This window comes from Aquabacterium sp. (assembly GCF_050725395.1).
Lineage (GTDB): Bacteria > Pseudomonadota > Gammaproteobacteria > Burkholderiales > Burkholderiaceae_C > Aquabacterium.
Genome location: NZ_JBOHHL010000003.1, coordinates 192,256 through 209,184, shown reverse-complemented (window position 1 = coordinate 209,184; position 16,929 = coordinate 192,256). Strand labels below are relative to the sequence as shown.

At 65.5% G+C, this 16,929-nt stretch carries 16 protein-coding genes; 9 read left to right on the top strand and 7 right to left on the bottom strand.

All coding sequences use genetic code 11. The features are described 5' to 3' along the window. Nucleotides 1–10 precede the first annotated feature (10 nt). Nucleotides 11–4,357 carry a YhdP family protein gene (locus ACREB4_RS03590; protein WP_431586818.1) on the top strand — a complete coding sequence of 1,449 codons (4,347 nt, stop codon included), beginning with the start codon at nucleotides 11–13 and terminating at the stop codon, nucleotides 4,355–4,357. On the opposite strand, the gene ACREB4_RS03585 is transcribed toward ACREB4_RS03590, so the two are convergent. After that, entirely contained in the window at nucleotides 4,332–5,036 is a 705-nt protein-coding gene (locus tag ACREB4_RS03585; protein ID WP_431586817.1) for a DUF4197 domain-containing protein, read from the bottom strand. The genes ACREB4_RS03590 and ACREB4_RS03585 overlap by 26 nt on opposite strands. Nucleotides 5,037–5,048: 12 nt before the next feature. On the opposite strand from ACREB4_RS03585, the gene ACREB4_RS03580 reads away from it, so the two are divergent. Next, entirely contained in the window at nucleotides 5,049–5,552 is a 504-nt protein-coding gene (locus tag ACREB4_RS03580; RefSeq protein ID WP_431586816.1) for a TlpA disulfide reductase family protein, read from the top strand. A 30-nt stretch (nucleotides 5,553–5,582) separates the two neighbouring features. Here the strand turns inward: ACREB4_RS03580 and ACREB4_RS03575 are convergent, their stop codons facing one another. After that, on the bottom strand, nucleotides 5,583–6,704 hold the full coding sequence (locus ACREB4_RS03575; RefSeq protein WP_431586815.1) for a hypothetical protein: 1,122 nt from the start codon (nucleotides 6,702–6,704) through the stop codon (nucleotides 5,583–5,585). 191 nt (nucleotides 6,705–6,895) lie between these two features. On the opposite strand from ACREB4_RS03575, the gene ACREB4_RS03570 reads away from it, so the two are divergent. From ACREB4_RS03570 to ACREB4_RS03550, 5 genes are all read left to right on the top strand, one after another. Beyond that, entirely contained in the window at nucleotides 6,896–7,471 is a 576-nt protein-coding gene (locus tag ACREB4_RS03570; protein WP_431586814.1) for a hypothetical protein, read from the top strand. Nucleotides 7,472–7,489: 18 nt separating this feature from the next. Then, entirely contained in the window at nucleotides 7,490–7,948 is a 459-nt protein-coding gene (locus ACREB4_RS03565) for a PTS sugar transporter subunit IIA (RefSeq protein WP_431586813.1), read from the top strand. After that, nucleotides 7,917–8,186, top strand: coding sequence for an HPr family phosphocarrier protein (locus ACREB4_RS03560; protein ID WP_431586812.1), 270 nt, complete (start codon nucleotides 7,917–7,919; stop codon nucleotides 8,184–8,186). The genes ACREB4_RS03565 and ACREB4_RS03560 overlap by 32 nt, the downstream gene beginning before the upstream one ends. 218 nt (nucleotides 8,187–8,404) lie before the next feature. Then, complete coding sequence (locus tag ACREB4_RS03555; RefSeq protein WP_431586811.1) at nucleotides 8,405–9,580, top strand: SphA family protein; 1,176 nt, start codon at nucleotides 8,405–8,407, stop codon at nucleotides 9,578–9,580. Between the two features lie 101 nt (nucleotides 9,581–9,681). Next, complete coding sequence (locus ACREB4_RS03550; RefSeq protein WP_431586810.1) at nucleotides 9,682–10,392, top strand: chalcone isomerase family protein; 711 nt, start codon at nucleotides 9,682–9,684, stop codon at nucleotides 10,390–10,392. 16 nt (nucleotides 10,393–10,408) lie between these two features. On the opposite strand, the gene ACREB4_RS03545 is transcribed toward ACREB4_RS03550, so the two are convergent. Genes ACREB4_RS03545 through queC form a run of 3 tightly spaced genes read right to left on the bottom strand, consistent with a single transcriptional unit; the run spans nucleotide 10,409 to nucleotide 13,682 of the window. Then, nucleotides 10,409–12,289, bottom strand: a complete 1,881-nt coding sequence (locus ACREB4_RS03545) for a M48 family metalloprotease (RefSeq protein ID WP_431586809.1) — start codon at nucleotides 12,287–12,289, stop codon at nucleotides 10,409–10,411. A 34-nt stretch (nucleotides 12,290–12,323) separates the two neighbouring features. Continuing rightward, nucleotides 12,324–12,917: a LemA family protein gene (locus tag ACREB4_RS03540; RefSeq protein ID WP_431586808.1), complete on the bottom strand. Its 594-nt coding sequence runs from the start codon at nucleotides 12,915–12,917 to the stop codon at nucleotides 12,324–12,326. A 27-nt stretch (nucleotides 12,918–12,944) separates the two neighbouring features. Further along, entirely contained in the window at nucleotides 12,945–13,682 is a 738-nt protein-coding gene (gene queC / locus ACREB4_RS03535) for a 7-cyano-7-deazaguanine synthase QueC (RefSeq protein WP_431586807.1), read from the bottom strand. Between the two features lie 172 nt (nucleotides 13,683–13,854). Here queC and ACREB4_RS03530 point away from each other — a divergent pair, with 172 nt between their 5' ends. Beyond that, nucleotides 13,855–14,631, top strand: a complete 777-nt coding sequence (locus ACREB4_RS03530; protein WP_431586806.1) for a ferredoxin--NADP reductase — start codon at nucleotides 13,855–13,857, stop codon at nucleotides 14,629–14,631. A gap of 11 nt (nucleotides 14,632–14,642) precedes the next feature. Here the strand turns inward: ACREB4_RS03530 and ACREB4_RS03525 are convergent, their stop codons facing one another. Then, nucleotides 14,643–14,849 carry a DUF2061 domain-containing protein gene (locus ACREB4_RS03525; protein ID WP_431586805.1) on the bottom strand — a complete coding sequence of 69 codons (207 nt, stop codon included), beginning with the start codon at nucleotides 14,847–14,849 and terminating at the stop codon, nucleotides 14,643–14,645. A 113-nt stretch (nucleotides 14,850–14,962) separates the two neighbouring features. On the opposite strand from ACREB4_RS03525, the gene ACREB4_RS03520 reads away from it, so the two are divergent. Next, the gene (locus ACREB4_RS03520; RefSeq protein WP_431586804.1) at nucleotides 14,963–16,135 is read left to right on the top strand and encodes an SMP-30/gluconolactonase/LRE family protein; all 1,173 of its coding nucleotides are present in this window, start codon (nucleotides 14,963–14,965) and stop codon (nucleotides 16,133–16,135) included. A gap of 6 nt (nucleotides 16,136–16,141) precedes the next feature. On the opposite strand, the gene ACREB4_RS03515 is transcribed toward ACREB4_RS03520, so the two are convergent. Then, nucleotides 16,142–16,924 carry a sulfite exporter TauE/SafE family protein gene (locus tag ACREB4_RS03515; RefSeq protein ID WP_431586803.1) on the bottom strand — a complete coding sequence of 261 codons (783 nt, stop codon included), beginning with the start codon at nucleotides 16,922–16,924 and terminating at the stop codon, nucleotides 16,142–16,144. Nucleotides 16,925–16,929 lie beyond the last annotated feature (5 nt).

Below are 16,929 nucleotides of genomic sequence, written 5' to 3'. Positions count from 1 at the left end.
GTTTTGTTTCATGCCCACGACTTTTTCTGATTCTTCCAGCAATCCCGAAGCGAGCAGGCTGCGTTCGCTGCTCCGAGGTGGGCGGTGGTGCTTGCTGACGCTGGCGGTGCTGCTGGTCATGGCCGCGGTTGCCTGGTGGGCTTTGTTGTTCCAAATTCTGCCCCGAATCGGCCAGTGGCGTGAGGCCTTGGCCCAACAAGCCACAAAGGCACTGGGGGTGCCTGTGCACATTGGCGCGGTTTCCGGCCGCGCCGAGGGCTGGTCGCCCGTGTTGTCGCTGAAAGAAGTGGCTTTGCTGGACGAGCGGGGCAGCGTGGCCTTGCGCCTGCCAGAGGTGACCGCGCGGATATCGCCCCGCAGCCTCTCGCCGACCGCCCTGTGGCGCCAGGAGGTTCGCCTGGACCGCTTGGTGCTGGTCCGCCCCGAATTGCAGGTTCGACGCGACAAGTCGGGCGATTTGCACGTGGCGGGGTTGAAGCTGGCGCCCCGTTCGCCAGTGGCGGGCGAACAGCGCGTGCTGGATTGGGTGCTCTCGCAGCACCTGATCCGCATCGAGCAGGGCACCGTTCGCTGGACGGATGAAATGCGGCAGGCGCCCACGCTGGTGCTGCAGAAGGTCGATCTGGATTTGAGCAGCCATCCCGGTCTGGGCAAGCAGGTGCACCATTTGTCTCTGCTGGCCACGCCCTTGCCGCAGTTCGGGCAGCGGATCGAGGTCAAGGCCCGGATGACGCAGCCTTTGTGGACCTTGAGTCCCCAAGAAGCCGCTTCTTCCGCGTCCGCGCCCGACCTCCCGTGGTGGCGGCGTTGGTGGGGCAGTGCGCCCAGGGTCACCGATTGGTCGACCTGGTCGGGCGACCTGGCGGTGACCCTGCCGCACGCGGACGTGCAGTCCTTGCGCGCCCACGTTGACCTGCCCATCGATGTGGAGGGTGGCCGTGGCCGCATGGGGGCCGAGCTGGCGCTCGAACACGGGCGGCCCACCAGCCTGGCCATGGACCTGGACGTGCAGGACGTGAGCATCCGGCTTGAAAAGGGCCTGCAGCCCCTGGCCTTCAAACGCCTGAGTGGCCGCATCACGGCCCAGAGCGAGCGGACCATGTCGCGGGTGGCGCTGGAAAAGCTGGCGTTCACCACGGCCGAAGGTTTGAGCTGGCCCGCCAGTTCGGCCAGGATGGAATGGCGCCACGCGCCTCTGCAGGGACAGATCAACGCCGATGTCTGGCGCCAGACCGTGGGCGGCCAGGTGAGTGCCGACCGCCTCGACCTGGGCGTGCTGGCCCGGCTGGCCGACCGCTTGCCGATCTCGGCCCCCATGCGCCGGACCCTGGCGGACCTCGCGCCCCAAGGCGTGGGGCGCCAACTGACCTGGCGCTGGGAAGGCCCGGCCGACGATCCTCGCCAGTACCAGGCGCGAGGACAGATCAAGGACTTTGGCTGGGCCGCCTCGGCCTCGAAAGGCCGGCCTGGATTGGCCGAGGCGGACATCGACCTCCAGGCCGACGAACATGGCGGGAAAGCCTCGGTCACCATCGCCAAGGGATGGGTCGAGTTGCCCGGCGCGTTCGATGAGCCGCGCATCCCCTTGACCGCCATGTCTGCTCAGGTGGGCTGGCAGATCACGCCTTCTTCCCAGTCAGGCCTGCCGCCGCAGTTGGCCGTGGACGTCAGGAAAGCCACCTTCGCCAACGACGACGCCGAAGGCGAGCTGCAGGCCACCTGGCAAACGGGGCCGGGCCTGGACAAGCGCTTTCCTGGGCACCTGGACCTGGACGGCAAGCTGGCCTGGGGCCAGGCCAACCGCGTGTGGCGCTACCTGCCTTCGGTCATCCCCTTCCATGCCCGCGACTACGTGCGCATGGCGGTGCGCGAAGGCCGCGGCGAGAAAGTCACCTTCGAGGTCAAGGGCGACCTGGCCGGTTTCCCTTTCAAGGACGACCACGGCGGACGTTTCCGGGTGCATGTGCCGGCCAAGAACGTGACCCTGGACTACGTGCCAGCCGGTTTGCAGAATCCCAACGGCACCAGCCCGACGCTCTGGCCCGCGTTCACCGGCCTGGACGGCGACCTGGTCTTCGAAGGCCTGCGTTTGCGCATCCAGGGCGCGAAGGCGCAACTGGGGGGGCTGGGCACCGGCAGCTTCACGCTGCGCGATGTCGAGGGCCGCATCGAAAACCTGGCCTCCGACGATCCGCACCTGGAGATCCGTGGCCAGGGCCAAGGGCCCTTGAACGACCTGTTGCGCTACATGGCGGTGTCTCCCGTCGGCGTTTGGACCGGCAACCTGCTGCACAAAGCCGAAGGCACGGGCAATGGCAGTTTGCAACTGGCCCTGGACATCCCTCTGAACCACACCGACAACACCGGTTTGCGCGGGCGGGTGAGCCTGGCCGAGTCAGACCAGGCGGGCTTGCGCTTGCATCCTGGCGTGCCGTTGCTGCAAAAGGTCAGGGGCCACGTCGACTTCACGCAGAAGACCTTGAAGGTCTCTGCCGTGGCCAATGTCTGGGGGCAGGACATCAGCGTGGAAGGCCAGCAGGACGCCACGGGCGCGCCCAAGTTCGTCGCGCAGGGCTTGGTCACGGCCGAGGGCTTGCGCACGGCCAGCGAGTGGCCGGCGCTGGCCCAACTGGCCCAGCGCATGACGGGCCAGACCCCTGTGACGGTGACCGTGGCCTTGCCCAAGTCCGCCGATCCGGCCGCCACCGCGGCCACCCAGCCTGAGCTCCAGGTGGTGTCGACCTTGCAAGGCCTGGCCGTGGACCTGCCGGCTCCCTTGAGCAAACGCGCCGACATGGCCTGGCCCTTGACGCTGACCCACCGCGGCGATGACCCGAAAGGCCTCAGTGATGCCGTGTTGGTGGAATTGGGCTCGGCCGCGTCGGCCAATGCCGCCGGCCTGCCCTGGCTGCGCGCTGAGTACCGCCGCGACGTCAGCGGTGCTTCGCCCAAAGTCACGCGCGGTGTCTTGAGCCTGGTGCAATCGACCGCCGGGGCGGGCGCGATCGCGGTGTCGTCCTTGCCCCCCAAGGGTGTGGTGGCGCAGGTGGCGGTGCCCAGCCTGGACCTGGACGCCTGGCAAGGCATGGCCCGCGTGGTGCGCTCGCCCGCCACCGATGCCACGGGCCCGGGCGAGGACTACCTGCCCGACACCTTGAGCCTGCGCACCGCCTTGTTGAATTACCAGCAACGCAATCTGCGCCATGTGTCGGCCACGCTGGCCCACCCCAACCCGGGCATCTGGCGCGCCCAGATCGATTCCGAGCAACTGGTGGGGCAGATCGAGGTGCGGCCTGAAACCGCGCCCCTGGCCAGTGGGCCGGCCGGCAGCCGCATCGTGGCCCGCTTGTCCCGCCTGTCCGTGCCGGCGGCCGAAGCCGAGGCGCTGGAAGACCAGGCCGCCCAGCAGTTGCTGACCCCCGAGCCCACCACCGTGCCGGCGCTCGACATCGTGATCGACGAGTTCGAGTGGCGAGGCCTGCCGTTGGGCCGCATGGAGGTCGAGGCCATCAACCGCCTGGTGCCCATGGCCGGTGGCGGATGGCAGCCTGAATGGCGTCTGAACAAGCTGCGGATGAGCAACCCCGAGGCCCAGCTCGATGCCAGCGGCAACTGGATGGCCGTGGGCCGCGGGGCCGGCCTGGCGTCCACCGCCAAGCCGCAGCAAAAAGCGGCCTTCACCTTCACGCTGGACCTGCGCAACAGTGGTGCTTTGCTGGGCCGCCTGGGTTTGCCTCAAACCTTGAAGGCCGGCAAAGGCAAGCTCACGGGGCAGGTGTCTTGGCTGGGCTCTCCCCTGGAACCCAACCCCGCGACCATGTCCGGCGAGCTGTCGGTGGACATCCAGGAAGGGCAGTTCCTCAAGGTCGACCCTGGCATGGCCAAGCTGCTGGGCGTGCTCAGCCTCCAGTCCTTGCCGCGCCGCTTGGTGCTGGACTTCCGCGATGTCTTCCAACAGGGCTTCGCCTTCGATGCCATCGATGGCGATGTGTCGATCAAGCAGGGCGTGGCCCACACCCGCAACCTGCGCATGCGGGGCGTGCAGGCCGTGGTCATGATGGAAGGCCAGGCCGACCTGGCCCGCGAGACCCAGAACCTGCACGTCTTCGTGGTCCCGGAAGTCAACGCGGGCACGGCCTCGCTGGCTTACGCGGTCATCAATCCGGCCATTGGCCTGGGCACCTTCATCGCCCAGGTGCTGCTGCGCAAACAGGTGGCCGAGGCCAGCACTCGCCAGTTCAGCATCACCGGTTCATGGGCCGACCCGCAGGTGGAGCGCGTGCAGCGTCCGCTGTTCGCGCCGGCCGCGGGCCCTTCGCAGGCGGCCCCGGCTACAGCGCCGAAAACACCTTCTTGAGCAGGGCGCTGCCCGTGCCGACGGGGTCGTTGCGGATGCGGCGCTCTTCCTCGCCGATCACGAAGTAAAGCCCGTCCAGCGCCTTGCTGGTGACGTGCTGTTGCACGGTGGCCGCTTGCTGGCCCTTGATCAGGCCCATGCCGCTGGCCTTGCCCGCCAGCTCGTTGTAGCGTTTGGCCAGCGACAGTTTCTCGACCGCCTTGTCGACCAGCGGTGTGAACTGCACCCCCAAAGGCTCGCGGGTCTTGGCGGCGAAGAAGTCCGTCACCGCATGCTCGCCGCCCGTCAGGATCTGGCGTGCATCCTGCACCGACATGTTTTTGATGGCGTTGCGCAGCAAGGGCAGCGCCATGCTCACGGCGTTCTCGGCCGCGTGGTTCATCGAGGTGACCAGTTCATCCATCTGGCGGCCGCGGCCGACCGCGCGCAGCAGGGGCGCGGCTTTCTCCAACACCTCGGGCAAGGGAATGCGGATTTTGTCGTTGCTCATGAAGCCATTGACCTGTCCCAGTTGCTTGACGGCGATGTCCGCGCCACGCTCCAGCGCCGCGCGCAAGGCGCCACTGGCATCTGCCTGGCTGAACGCCGCGGCCCGTGCGCCAGAGGCGCCCAGCAAGGACAATGCCGTGCTGCCCACCAAAGCCTGGACGGACGAGAATATGATTCGACGACGGTGCATTGAGTGATCCACATGAATTCCAACAGACGACATCTTGCCTTGATCGCCCTGGCTCTGCCACTGTTTCTGGCCGGATGTCTGGGCGGGACGCAGTCGCCCCTGCCCGACCTGCCCTACACGCAGATCGATGGCAGCCAGCACCGCACGTCCGGTTTGAAGGGGCAGGTCACCCTCATCAACTTTTGGGCGACCAGCTGCACCACCTGCGTCAAGGAGATGCCGCAACTGGTTGCCACGCAGCAGAAGTTCAAGGCACAAGGCCTGCAGACCCTGGCGGTGGCCATGCAGTACGACCCGCCGGCCTATGTGATCCAGTTCGCGCAAAGCCGTCAACTGCCCTTCAAGGTGGTCATGGACCACACGGGTGATCTGGCCAAGGCCTTCGGGCCCGTGCAGTTGACGCCCACCACCTTCGTGGTCAACAAGAAGGGCGAGATCGTCAAGCGCTACATCGGCGAGCCCGATTTCGAGGCCCTTCACACCTTGCTGGGGCAATTGCTGGCCGAGCCGGCGTGAACGGAACAGACGGGCCTGTGGCCCACGGCATCACATGATGCGTGTGAGCTCGTAAACCAGGGCCGAGGGCAGTGACGTGGCCACGGCCGAGTGACCCACGCGGGCCATGCCGGTGGGGCTGATGCTGGAGATCTCGAAGGCCTGGCCTTCGTCCAGCAGTTCGATGAATACGAACTCGGGCACTTCTCGGCGCACGCTTTCCACGAGCCGCATGAACGCCGGTGTCTTGAGCTTGCCTTCGAACACGATGCCGTGCGGCAGCCCTTCCTGGCAGAACTCGACCGCGTCGGCCACCGAGTTCACGAAGTCGATCACCAGCCCCATGGACTTGATGGACTCGCGCACCAGCCCCCGCACATCGCGGCGGGCGGCCATCACCAGCACGTGGCAACCAGCGAGGGGTTTGGAGTTGATCGAATCAGCGAAGCCCGCGTTGGGCGTGTCGCCGCCGACGTTGGCGACCAGCGCATGGGCGGCGCGCGGAAATTCCAGCCGCAGTTGCACTTGCGACGCGGTGATCTTCCGTTGTTGCACCAGGCCCAGGGTGCGGGCCGTCTGATCCAGCAAGTGCCAGCTCATGCTGTCGAGGGCGGGGTTGTGCTGCTCGGGTGGCAAATCGGGTGACCGGTGTTGAAACTGGCAGACCAGCGAGGCATTGTCCGACCAACCGCCGGTGTCGATGCGCACATCGACCAAGCCCTGGGCGCAACCCAGCCACCATTCGACCAGGGCGTTCAGCAAGCCGTGCAGCATGGAAGCATCGACCTGCACCTCGAGCTCGTGCAAGGACTGGACGATGTGGATGCCGCGGGCCTGAAGCTCCCGCGCCCGGTGGGCCAGCACGCTCTGGATGGTGTTGGTGAGGTGCACCCGCTCATGTGTTTGGCGCACGCGGCCCGAGGCCAAGCGCGAAATCTGCTGGCACCAGATGCCGGCTTGCCGGGCCCGGTCCACCTCGTCGAGCAGTGTGCGCAGACCGGCGCGGTCAATGCGGCCCGTGGTGGTCAGGGTGGCCACGCGCTCCAGGGCTGTGGTCAATGGTTCGGCCAATTCGCGCCCGGCCTGGGCCAGCAACTCCTGCCAGCGCGCCAATTCCCGGTCAGGCTCGCTCGGCCGCGGCGCGTCGGCGCGGGCATCCTGCTTGGATGCCATCGACCGGGTCGAGGAAAAAGGAGACGAGTTCATGGGAAAGGACTGCCGTTACTTCGCAGTCAGTTTCGGCCGCGTGAGGGGCCTTGTCCATCCCACGCTTGGGTGCAACCCAGGCCCTGTTCATAATCGGAACCATGAAAAAAACACGCTTTGGCCGGAATTGCGCAGCAATGTCGACAATTGCCTGTCTGATGTTGCAAGGCTGCAGCCCTGCCCTCGACTGGCGCACGGTACGGCCAGCGCACGCGCCGGGTTTGCAGGCCCTGTTTCCTTGCAAGCCCACGCAGGCCGATCGGCAGGTGAAATTGCCCGCCTTGCCCGGCCCGCCCGTGACCCTGCACTTGGTGTCGTGTCAGGTGGGTGAAGCCACCTGGGCGCTCAGCTACTTCGACGCGCAGGAAATAGGCCGGGTGCCCCTGGCCCTGGCCGCCGACAACCGCGCCCTGCGCGACAACCTGGAGGCGCTGGCCCGCATGGGCAGCGGCGCCTCTCCGGTTGACGCTTCCGCCGTGGTGACCGCCCAGGATGTGGGGCCCGCCACGGTCGTGGGCATGACGCCCCACGAACTGTCGCGCCACTGGCGTCTGGTGGGGCGGCGCCCTGCAGACTCAGGCGGCAGCGTGCCCCTCGAAGTGCATGCGTGGCATTTTTCCCACGGTTTGATGGTGTACCAAGCGACGCTGTGGCGGCCGATACCGCCGGCGAATGCCAAGGATTCCACCGACGCAGTAGAGACATTCATCCAGGGCTTCAAATTTTCGGAGTGAGCAGCCCATAATCGTTGCATGCCCGGCCTGTTCCTCATCGCGCACGCCCCGCTGGCTTCTGCCCTGAAGCTGGCGGCGCAGCATTGCTTCCCCGAGGCGGCGCAGGCCATGCAGATCCTGGATGTGCCCGCCAACCTGCCGCCCGACGAAATCGAAGCGCAGTGCCGGATCATCCTGGAGCGTTTGCAGAAAGCCGATGCCCGTGGCGAGGCCCTGATCCTGGCCGATGTGTTCGGCGCCACGCCGTGCAACATCGTTCAGCGCCTGTCCGATGGCTCTCGCGTCAAAGTCATCACCGGCGTGAACGTGCCCATGTTGTGGCGCGCGCTCAATTACGCTGGCGAGTCCCTCGACACCTTGATCGCCCGCGCGGTGGCTGGTGGCACGCAGGGCGTCATGCAGATCGGCTCCAATCGACCCCAAAATCAGGCCAGTCAGCCCATCAATGATCAAGACCACCGTCAGCATCAGCAATAAGCTGGGACTTCATGCCCGCGCCTCGGCCAAATTCACCAAGCTGGCGAGCAGTTTCCCCTGCGATGTCTTCATGAGCCGCAATGACCGGCGCGTGAACGCCAAAAGCATCATGGGCGTGATGATGCTGGCCGCCGGCCTCGGCTCGGCGGTGGAGCTGGAATGCGATGGCGCCCGCGAAGAAGAGGCCATGAAGGCCCTGGTGGCGCTGATCAACGACAAGTTCGGCGAAGGCGAGTAATCCCCTTTTCAGGGTCGATCCCAGTTGCTTGGACGGATCTGGGGTGCATTTCCCGTGCACTCCAACCGATGCTTGTCGCGCCGGTGCGACATTTCGCGCACACATTTGGGGTCAAGCAGGGCACAGTTAGGCCGATATTGCAGAAGAAACTTTTTGCAACGTGCATTTTTCTTCGAGAAACCCCGTTGAACGAATTCAATTCATTAGGAGCTGTCTGTATGAACACCTTTCGCCGTGATCGATCGTCGGCCCGCATGCTGACCCTCAAGACCGTGGCATTGGCCGCGGCCATCAGCGCGTCTTCGGTGGCTCTGGCGGCCGAAAACGGCAACCAGCGTTATTCACCCGGCATTGGTGGCAGCGACATGACCTCGCCCCTGGTGCCCGGCTGGTATGGACAGGTGGCGATGGTGGCTTACCACGCGAGCAAGATCAAAGGCAATGATGGCAAGCAGTTGCAGCAGTCGGGCAATATCCCTCAGGCTGCGCTCGCCTCGCCAACGGCACTGGGCCCCACGGGCGCTGGCTTTTTCCCGCAAGGCATCAACTACAGCGGTGCAAAGGTCGGCATCAAGACGGACACGTACGCCATCCTGCCTCGCATCACTTACTTGAGCAGCGAGCAGGTGCTGGGTGGCAACATCGGGTTCACCGCCATGCTTCCTCTGGTGCGCCGTGAGATTGAACTGTCGTCAACGGTGCCGACGCTGGCAGCGGCCAACGTGGCGACCTTGAACGGCATTGGCGCCAGCGCCGCCGTCACGTCTTTGCCGCGGGCAGTGCAGGCGGGCATCGCCGCGAAAAGCAGCGACACCTACGGCATCGGCGACCTGGAAGTTTCGCCCATCTGGCACCTGGAAATCGGCGACCACCAGCACATGACGGTGGCGCCCACCGTCATCATCCCGACCGGCGACTACGACGCCAGCCGCCGTGCCAACGCCGGCTTCGGCAACTTCTACACCTTCCGTCCTTCGGTGCAATACGCCTTCGTGGGCGACGGTTGGGACGTGGGCGCCCGCCTGCTGCTGTCCTTCAACACGCGCAACAAGGACAACGGCTACCGCTCGGGCAATGTGCTGAACATCGACTACCAGGCGATGAAATTCGTGAGCGAAGACATCCGGCTGGGCTTGCAAGGCTATGTGGTCGAACAGTTCACGGACGACAGTCAGGACTTGACCGGCTATTCCGTCGCCCAGCGGATGTTGCTGGCCAACAGTGCCGACCTGTCCACCGGCAACAAGATGCGCGTTTACGCGGCGGGTCCGGCCCTGGGCTGGCTGGCCAATGGTGGCGAATTCCTGCTGGAAGGCAAATTCTTGAAGGAATTCGGTGCAAAAAATCGCACCGAGGGCCAGGCCTTCTGGTTGACCTTGTCCAAGCCCCTGTAACCTCGTCGGTGTCCTGAATCCATTGATTCCCCCCTGGTTGTGGCCAGGGGTGTCCCGCCTCGCGGGTAGCTTGAGTTCCGTGCTGTAGGAGTGGTCACATCATGCAAGATGGCCGTATCGTTCTAACCCCTTTCGAGCAACAACGTCGCCAGATGATGGCGGCGGCCATGGCGGCCGCGCTGGTGCCTTTGGCGACCCCGGCCGAGGCGGCCACCGTCGAGCTCGAAGGGGTGCCGTTGGAGGAAACCATCACGGCCTATGGCCAAAAGCTGGTGCTCAATGGCGCGGCGGTCCGCAAGCGAGGCTACTTCAAGGCCGACGTGACCGCGCTCTACCTGCCGGAAAAGCGCACCACGCCCGACGCGGTCTTCAAGCTCAACGGCATCCGCCGCATCCAACTCAACATCCTGCGAGAGTTCACCTCGTCGACCATCTCCCGCATCTTCATCTCGGATTTCAAGCAGAACTCGACCGACGCCGAGTTCAAGCAACTGATCAACGAGATCAGCCAGGTGGGCGCCGCCTACAGCGCCGTCAAGCGGGTCAGCAAGGGCGATGTGGTCAACCTGGACTGGGTGCCGGGCAAGGGCTGGATGTGCTACATCAACGGCAAGCAGTTGATGCTGGACACCAGTGCCATGCCTGGCGCGGCCAGCAACAACGCCATCAACAGCGAGCTGGCCTACCAGATCTACCTGCGCATGTACATCGGCCCCGCGGCCCCTGAAGAGTTGCGCAATGGCTTGCTGGGCCTGACCCGCTTGCCCAAGTCGAGTGGTGGCGGCAAAGAGGCCAAGGACGCCGACGTCTGATCCTTCGGGCGGTGCGTCAGTCGCGCGGATAGTGCGATGCCAGCGCCGGCGGCATGGGCGAGTCGATGAGGCTCGCCATCAGCCGCAAGGCATTGGCCGTGTCATGGGACATCAAGCCCCCGGGGCTGTGGTTCAAGGCTTCTTCGACCCAGGCCCGCAACAGCACGGGCCGGATCATCCATGACAGTTCCTGAACGCCTGCCAGGGCGTGCATCAGGGCGTCGGCATCGGGGATCAGCCCATCGGGCTTGAAATCGCGGGAAGGCGCACAGCGTGCCATGACCCGCGCATACCAGGCCCGGCTGGTGGCGGCCAGCAGCCCTTGCACCTCGACCTCCGGAACGAAGCGGGCCAGGTAGGCGGTCAGGGCGATGACGTGGGCCAACTCGTCTTCCTGCAGGTCGGCCAGTTCTCGGCCTTGTCCGGTCACCGGTCGCATGAAGGGGCGGTTGTTCTTCTTGTCGCTCATGTGGTGGCGCAAGGCCAGCCACCACAGGCGGTCTCGGGGGCTGACGCGGCCATCGGCCTTGAGCAGGTCGCGGGCCGCTTCCACCAGGGCACGGCGGTCGCTGATCGGGTCACCGGCGATGCTTTTGCACAGGCGCTCGAACTCGGGCACCAGGCGTCCGGCACTCAGTCCTTGGACATCGTCCAGGATCTGCTGCGCATGGGTCAGGCCTTCGGCCAGGCGAAGCCACAGCTTGTGTTCATCGCGGTTGCCCGCCGACATCATCAGCGCCAGCACGGCCATGCGTTTTTCGCGCGGCCCGGCCAGGCGCCTGAGCCGGCCGATGCAATCGGTGTCGTCCGGAGGGGCGGGCAGTGGCGGGGCTTGGGACGGCGATGTGGTGGCCGCGGCGAGCATGACGCCTTCCGGCGCCACGGTGGGGTGGCGGCGAGGCTCGGCCTTTTCAAGCCGCAGCAGCGGGGCAGGCATGGGGCCCAGCACCGCGCCGCAAATGCGCCGAATCCGTTCGGGCAGACGTGGGTGGGTGGCCATGCAACGCGACAACTTGGATTGGTGCAGCAGCAGCGAGGCCACCATGTCGGCCTGTGGATGCCGCATCTGGCCAGCCATCATCTTTTGATCGAACCAGATCTTGCGCAGCACATTGCCCAAGCCATCGCGCGTGCGGGTGAACTGGATGGCGTTGGCGTCGGCCAGGAACTCGCGCTGGCGGGCCACGGCAGCCTGCAGCAGGCGCCCGGCGCCCCAGCCCATCCAGCCCACGACGGAAAAGACAATGCCGATCAGCCAGCGCACGGGGTTGACGTGGCCGTTGTCGTCAGGGCTCATCAGGGTCTGGCCATAGCCATGCACCAATGACAGGCCCCACACCAGCGCCAGCAGGCGCATGGCCAGGGGCAGGTCTTCTTCCTTGAGGTGGCCGAACTCGTGGGCGACCAGGCCCTGCAGTTCGGCGCGCGTGAGGCGGTCCAGCGCGCCGCGGGTCACGCACAGGGTGTAGTCCTCGGGCGACCAACCCGCGACGAAGGCATTGATGGCGTCTTCGCGCGTGAGCACATAGACGTGGGGCACGGTCTGGCCGGACGCCATGGCCATTTCATCGACCACGTTGAGCAAGCGCTTCTCCAGCGCGTCGTCCGGGTCTTTGACCAGCCGGCCGTGCATCCAGTGGGCGACGCGCTGGCCACCCCCTTCGCGCAGTCGCTGGGTCTCGATCACGCAACCGCCCAGCACGAAGAGCAGCACCACCGCCGAGTTGGTTTCGAAGAACAAGGCGGGGTAGCCGTGGCTGAGCGGCATCAGCAGTTTGTAGGCCAGTGCCAGCAGGCCGTTGATGGCCAGGACCAGGCCCGCCAACAGCACGGCGAACCAGGCGAACAATTTGAAGGTTTGTGCCTGGGCCTGTTCCTGGTGCTGTCGGAATTTCATGGTTAACGGCGAGACTGCCCGTTGTTCACAGTGATCAGAAAGCGACTTTCACGCCAGCGCGTTCGGCGTCGGTCGAGGTGGCCTGCAGCATGGTGGCCTCCTTGAAGCCAAACGCCCCCGCCACGATGTTGGCCGGGAATTGCTGGGCTGCATTGTTGTAGTCGAGCGTGGAATCGTTGAAAAGCTGGCGCGAGAAAGCCACTTTATTCTCGGTGTGTGTCAGCTCCTCGCTGAGGTCGCGCAGGGACTCGTCGGCCTTGAGCTCCGGGTAGGCCTCGACGATGGCCTGGAAACGGCCCATGGCACTGCTGAGCACGCCTTCGGCCAGGTTCAGGCTCTTGATCGGGCCGGCCTGGTTGGGCTGGCCCCGCACCAGGTCGGTGGCCGCCACGACTTGCGCCCGGGCAGCGGTCACGCGTTCCAGGGTCTCGCGTTCGTGCTCCAGGTACTTGCGGGCGACTTCGACCAGGTTGGGGATGAGGTCGTGGCGGCGCTTGAGTTGCACGTCGATCTGCGCGAAGGCGTTGGTGATCTCGTTGCGCAGTTTGACCAAGCGGTTGTAGGCGCCCACGCCCCAGAAGACGATCAAGGCAATGACCGCGATGGTGACGATCTGTGTGGTGTTCAAGTCAAGGCCTCCCAAGCCATTCAAGGATCAAATGATCGTAGCAGTCCATTGCTCGAAGCCTTCGCGGCGCAACTCGCACGCCGGGCACTGGCCGCAGCCAAAGCCCCAGGCGTGGCGGTGCGTGCGGTCGCCCAGGTAGCAGGTGTGGGTGTGCTCGACGATGAGGTCGTTCAGGGCGGGGCCGCCCAGTTGATCGGTGAGGGCCCAGGTCTGCGCCTTGGTCAGCCACATCAGAGGCGTCTCGACCGTCATCGGCGCGGCCAGGCCCAGGCTGAGGGCCACCTGCAAGGCCTTGAGGGTGTTGTCACGGCAATCGGGGTAGCCGGAGTAGTCGGTCTCGCACATGCCGCCCACCAGCACGTTCAGGCCGCGCCGGTAGGCGACTGAGGCGGCAAAGGTCAGGAACAGCAGGTTGCGGCCCGGAACGAAGGTGTTGGGCAGGCCGTTGGATTGCATCTCGATGGCGCGGTCCTCGGTCAGGGCGGTGTCCGAGATCTGGCCCAGCAGCGCCAGGTCCAGCACGTGGTCCTCGCCCAGGCGGCCAGCCCATGCCGGAAAGGTCTGTGCGATGGCTTGGCGGACCGGAGCGCGGCAGTCCATCTCGACGCGGTGGCGTTGGCCGTAGTCGAAGCCGATGGTCTCGACCCGGCTGAAGCGGTTCAAGGCCCAGGCCAGGCAGGCGGTGGAATCCTGTCCACCGGAAAACACCACCAGGGCGGCGCGCGGATCGGCAAAGGGGGTGGTCGGGGCAGGGGCTGCGGACATGGCGGAAAAATCAAAAAGCCTTCATTGGCGTCACGGCCCAGCATAGCGGATCAAATCCCCGAAGTTCAGGGGTGCTGTGGCGGGGCATTTGTCAGGGGCTTCAAAGCTGGGCGACAATGGAGGGTTTTCGAGAGTCCGGCTTGCAAAAACGCAAGCCTTGCAGGAACTGTTCATGGCCGCTTTCAATCAAGAAACTGTTACCCACGTCCACCACTGGAATGACACGCTGTTTTCTTTCAAGACCACGCGTGACCCCGCCCTGCGCTTCGCCAGCGGCCATTTTGTGATGATTGGCCTGGAAGTCAACGGCAAGCCCTTGATGCGCGCCTACAGCGTGGCCAGCGCCAACTACGAAGAACACCTCGAATTCCTGAGCATCAAGGTGCAGGACGGCCCGCTCACCTCGCGCCTGCAGCACCTGAAGGTCGGCGACAAGCTGCTGGTCAGCCGCAAGGCCGTGGGCACGCTGGTGGTCGACGACCTCAAGCCCGCGATGAACCTCTACCTGTTCGGCACCGGCACTGGCTTGGCGCCCTTCATGAGCATCATCCAGGACCCGTACACCTACGAGAAATTCGACAAGGTGGTGCTGGTGCATGGCGTGCGCTACAAGAGCGAGCTGGCCTACCACGACTTCATCAGCGAAGAACTGCCCGACCACGAACTGCTGGGCGACCTGGTGCGCGACAAGCTCATCTACTACCCCCTGGTGACGCGCGAAGAGTTCCGCAACCAGGGTCGCCTGACCGACCAGATCGAGAACGGCAAGATGGCCGAGGCCATCGGCCTGCCACCGCTGAACCCTGCCACCGACCGCGCCATGATGTGCGGCAGCCCGTCCATGCTGACCGACCTGTGCAAGATCCTGGACGCCCGTGGCTTCCACATTTCGCCCTCTCAAGGCGAGCCTGGCGATTACGTGGTCGAGCGCGCCTTCGTCGAGAAGTGATCGGCGGCGCCTCAGGGGGCGCCCAAGGCCGCGGCTTCAGAGCCGGCCTTGGTCGCGTGGTGGTCCCAGTATTTGTCGAAGAAGTAGTGCATCACCGTGTTGACCGCGGGCTCGACAAAGGTCACGATGCCGGCCACGCTGGCACTGCCAGTGATGGCGTAGGTCACGGCGAATGATGTGCCCACGTGCATGACTCCGAAGGTGGCTGTTTTGGCCATGATGGTGCTCCGCTGAGAATTGTTCTCATCATCGCCATTCCGGGGTTGTTTGTGAATTCAATCGATTCAATGAAATTAATAGCCCATCGCGATTGGGCAGCTGGAGTGCGCAAGTGAGGTTGATCGCTTCGTGGTTGACGCCCCTGGTGGCTTTGCTGGTGTACCTGGCCTTTTGGCCGGTGCCCGCCGTTCCGGTCGCCTGGCAGGCGCCCAAGGACCTGGGCTACGTGGGCGCGCATGCGGTCAACCAGAAGCTGGCCAGCCTGCGGCGGATGGAATTGGGCCCGGGCCAGCAGGGCCCCGAGCACATCACCTTTCACCAAGGCTGGCTGTACACCGGCTTGCTCAATGGTGATGTTCTGAAGGTCGGCCTGGACGGCAAGACGCGCGAGTTGGTGGCCAACACGGGCGGCCGACCCTTGGGCATCGACGTGGACGCCCAAGGGCGCGTGCTGGTGGCCGATGGCCTCAAAGGGTTGCTGCGAATCGAAGGCAGTGGCCCGAGCGCCAAGGTCGAAACCCTGTTGACCATGGTGGATGACCCCGTGGCCGGTGACCCGCTGCGTTACGCCGACGCGGTCAAGGTCGGCCCCGGCGGCACGGTCTGGCTGACGGACGCCACCCGCCGTTTCAGCGTGTCCGAATGGAAAAGCACTTTCGAAGCCAGCGTGCTGGACATCCTGGAACACAGCTGCACCGGCCGGCTCATCGCTGTCGACCCGGTGTCGATGAAGTCGCGCGTGGCCCTGTCCGGCTTGTGCTTTCCCAATGGCGTGGCGTTTTCCGCCGACGGCAAAAGCATGTTCCTGTCCGAGACCGCCAGCTACCGCATCCTGAAGCTCGACCTGGCCAAGCTGTCGGTGACGCGGCCCACCCAAGGCATGACCGGCACGCCGACCCTGGCCAATGCCCTCGGCCAGGGCGCCGCGACCGTGCTGCTGGACAACCTGCCTGGTTACCCCGACAACCTGATGGCTGGCGCCTCGGGCCGCATCTGGGTGGGCCTGACCAAGCCCCGCAGCCCGGTGGTCGACATGGCGGCCGAGCGGCCTTTCATCCGCTCGCTGACTTTGCGCCTGCCCCGGTTCCTGTGGCCGGTGCCCAAGGAATATGGCCACATCATCGCTTTCGACGAATCCGGCAAGGTGGTGGACGACCTGCAGGATCCCAGTGGCGCCTATCCCGAAACCACGGCCGCCACCGAAGTGGACGGCAAGCTCTTCATCCAGAGCCTCAACGCCCCCTCCATCGGCTGGAGGAACTACACCGGCCCGGCCGCGCGCTGAAAAAACTCACGGCCAGGTGCCCCAGGCATCCCAGGCTGTCTTGAGGATCAAAGCGCCGACCACGACCAGGAATACCCCGCGCACGAAGCCTGTGCCATGGCGCAAGGCGAGGCGCGTGCCGACCTGGCTGCCCGCCACATTGGCCACGGCCATGGGCAAGGCCAGGGCCCAATCCACGTGCCCATGCGGGATGAACCAGGCCAGCGCCGCCACATTGGTGGCGAAGTTCAAACGCTTGGCGCCCGCGCTGGCGTGCAGGAAATCCCAGCCCAGGCCGCGCACCAGGGCGAACACGAAGAAGCTGCCCGTGCCAGGGCCGAACAGCCCATCGTAAAACCCCACCGCGGCGCCCAGCAGCGTCGCCAGCAGGTGTTCGGTCTGGTGTGACCAGTGGGGCGTGTGGTGCCGGCCCAGGTCCTTGCGCCGCAGGGTGTAGAGCCACACCAGCGCCAGCACCACCGGCAAGGCCACCCTGAATTGCGAGGCGGGCACCCGCGTCGCCAGCCAGGCCCCGGTGCATGCGCCGACCAGGGCGGCCACGATGGCCCCCAGCAGCCGCGACGAAGGCAGCTTCACCTGTCTTGAAAACTGCCAGGCCGACCAGCCCGTGCCCCACACCGCCGCGGCCTTGTTGGTGCCCAGCAAGGTGGCGGGCGGGGCACCCGGGAACAGGCCGAACAGCGAGGGCACCATGATCAGCCCCCCGCCGCCCACGATGGCATCGACCACGCCAGCGCCGCCGGCGGCCAGCAACATCAGGCCGACGTTGGCCGGCGTCAGGTCCAGCATGCCAG

Coding starts and splice junctions, on each gene's coding strand:
- ACREB4_RS03530 (WP_431586806.1), top strand. CDS start 13,855: ATGGCCGCTTTCAATCAAGAAACTGTTACCCACGTCCACCACTGGAAT.
- ACREB4_RS03585 (WP_431586817.1), bottom strand. CDS start 5,036: ATGCACCGTCGTCGAATCATATTCTCGTCCGTCCAGGCTTTGGTGGGC.
- ACREB4_RS03515 (WP_431586803.1), bottom strand. CDS start 16,924: ATGCTGGACCTGACGCCGGCCAACGTCGGCCTGATGTTGCTGGCCGCC.
- ACREB4_RS03565 (WP_431586813.1), top strand. CDS start 7,490: ATGCCCGGCCTGTTCCTCATCGCGCACGCCCCGCTGGCTTCTGCCCTG.
- ACREB4_RS03525 (WP_431586805.1), bottom strand. CDS start 14,849: ATGGCCAAAACAGCCACCTTCGGAGTCATGCACGTGGGCACATCATTC.
- ACREB4_RS03580 (WP_431586816.1), top strand. CDS start 5,049: ATGAATTCCAACAGACGACATCTTGCCTTGATCGCCCTGGCTCTGCCA.
- ACREB4_RS03550 (WP_431586810.1), top strand. CDS start 9,682: ATGCAAGATGGCCGTATCGTTCTAACCCCTTTCGAGCAACAACGTCGC.
- ACREB4_RS03560 (WP_431586812.1), top strand. CDS start 7,917: ATGATCAAGACCACCGTCAGCATCAGCAATAAGCTGGGACTTCATGCC.
- ACREB4_RS03570 (WP_431586814.1), top strand. CDS start 6,896: ATGTTGCAAGGCTGCAGCCCTGCCCTCGACTGGCGCACGGTACGGCCA.
- queC (WP_431586807.1), bottom strand. CDS start 13,682: ATGTCCGCAGCCCCTGCCCCGACCACCCCCTTTGCCGATCCGCGCGCC.
- ACREB4_RS03555 (WP_431586811.1), top strand. CDS start 8,405: ATGAACACCTTTCGCCGTGATCGATCGTCGGCCCGCATGCTGACCCTC.
- ACREB4_RS03575 (WP_431586815.1), bottom strand. CDS start 6,704: ATGGCATCCAAGCAGGATGCCCGCGCCGACGCGCCGCGGCCGAGCGAG.
- ACREB4_RS03590 (WP_431586818.1), top strand. CDS start 11: ATGCCCACGACTTTTTCTGATTCTTCCAGCAATCCCGAAGCGAGCAGG.
- ACREB4_RS03545 (WP_431586809.1), bottom strand. CDS start 12,289: ATGAAATTCCGACAGCACCAGGAACAGGCCCAGGCACAAACCTTCAAA.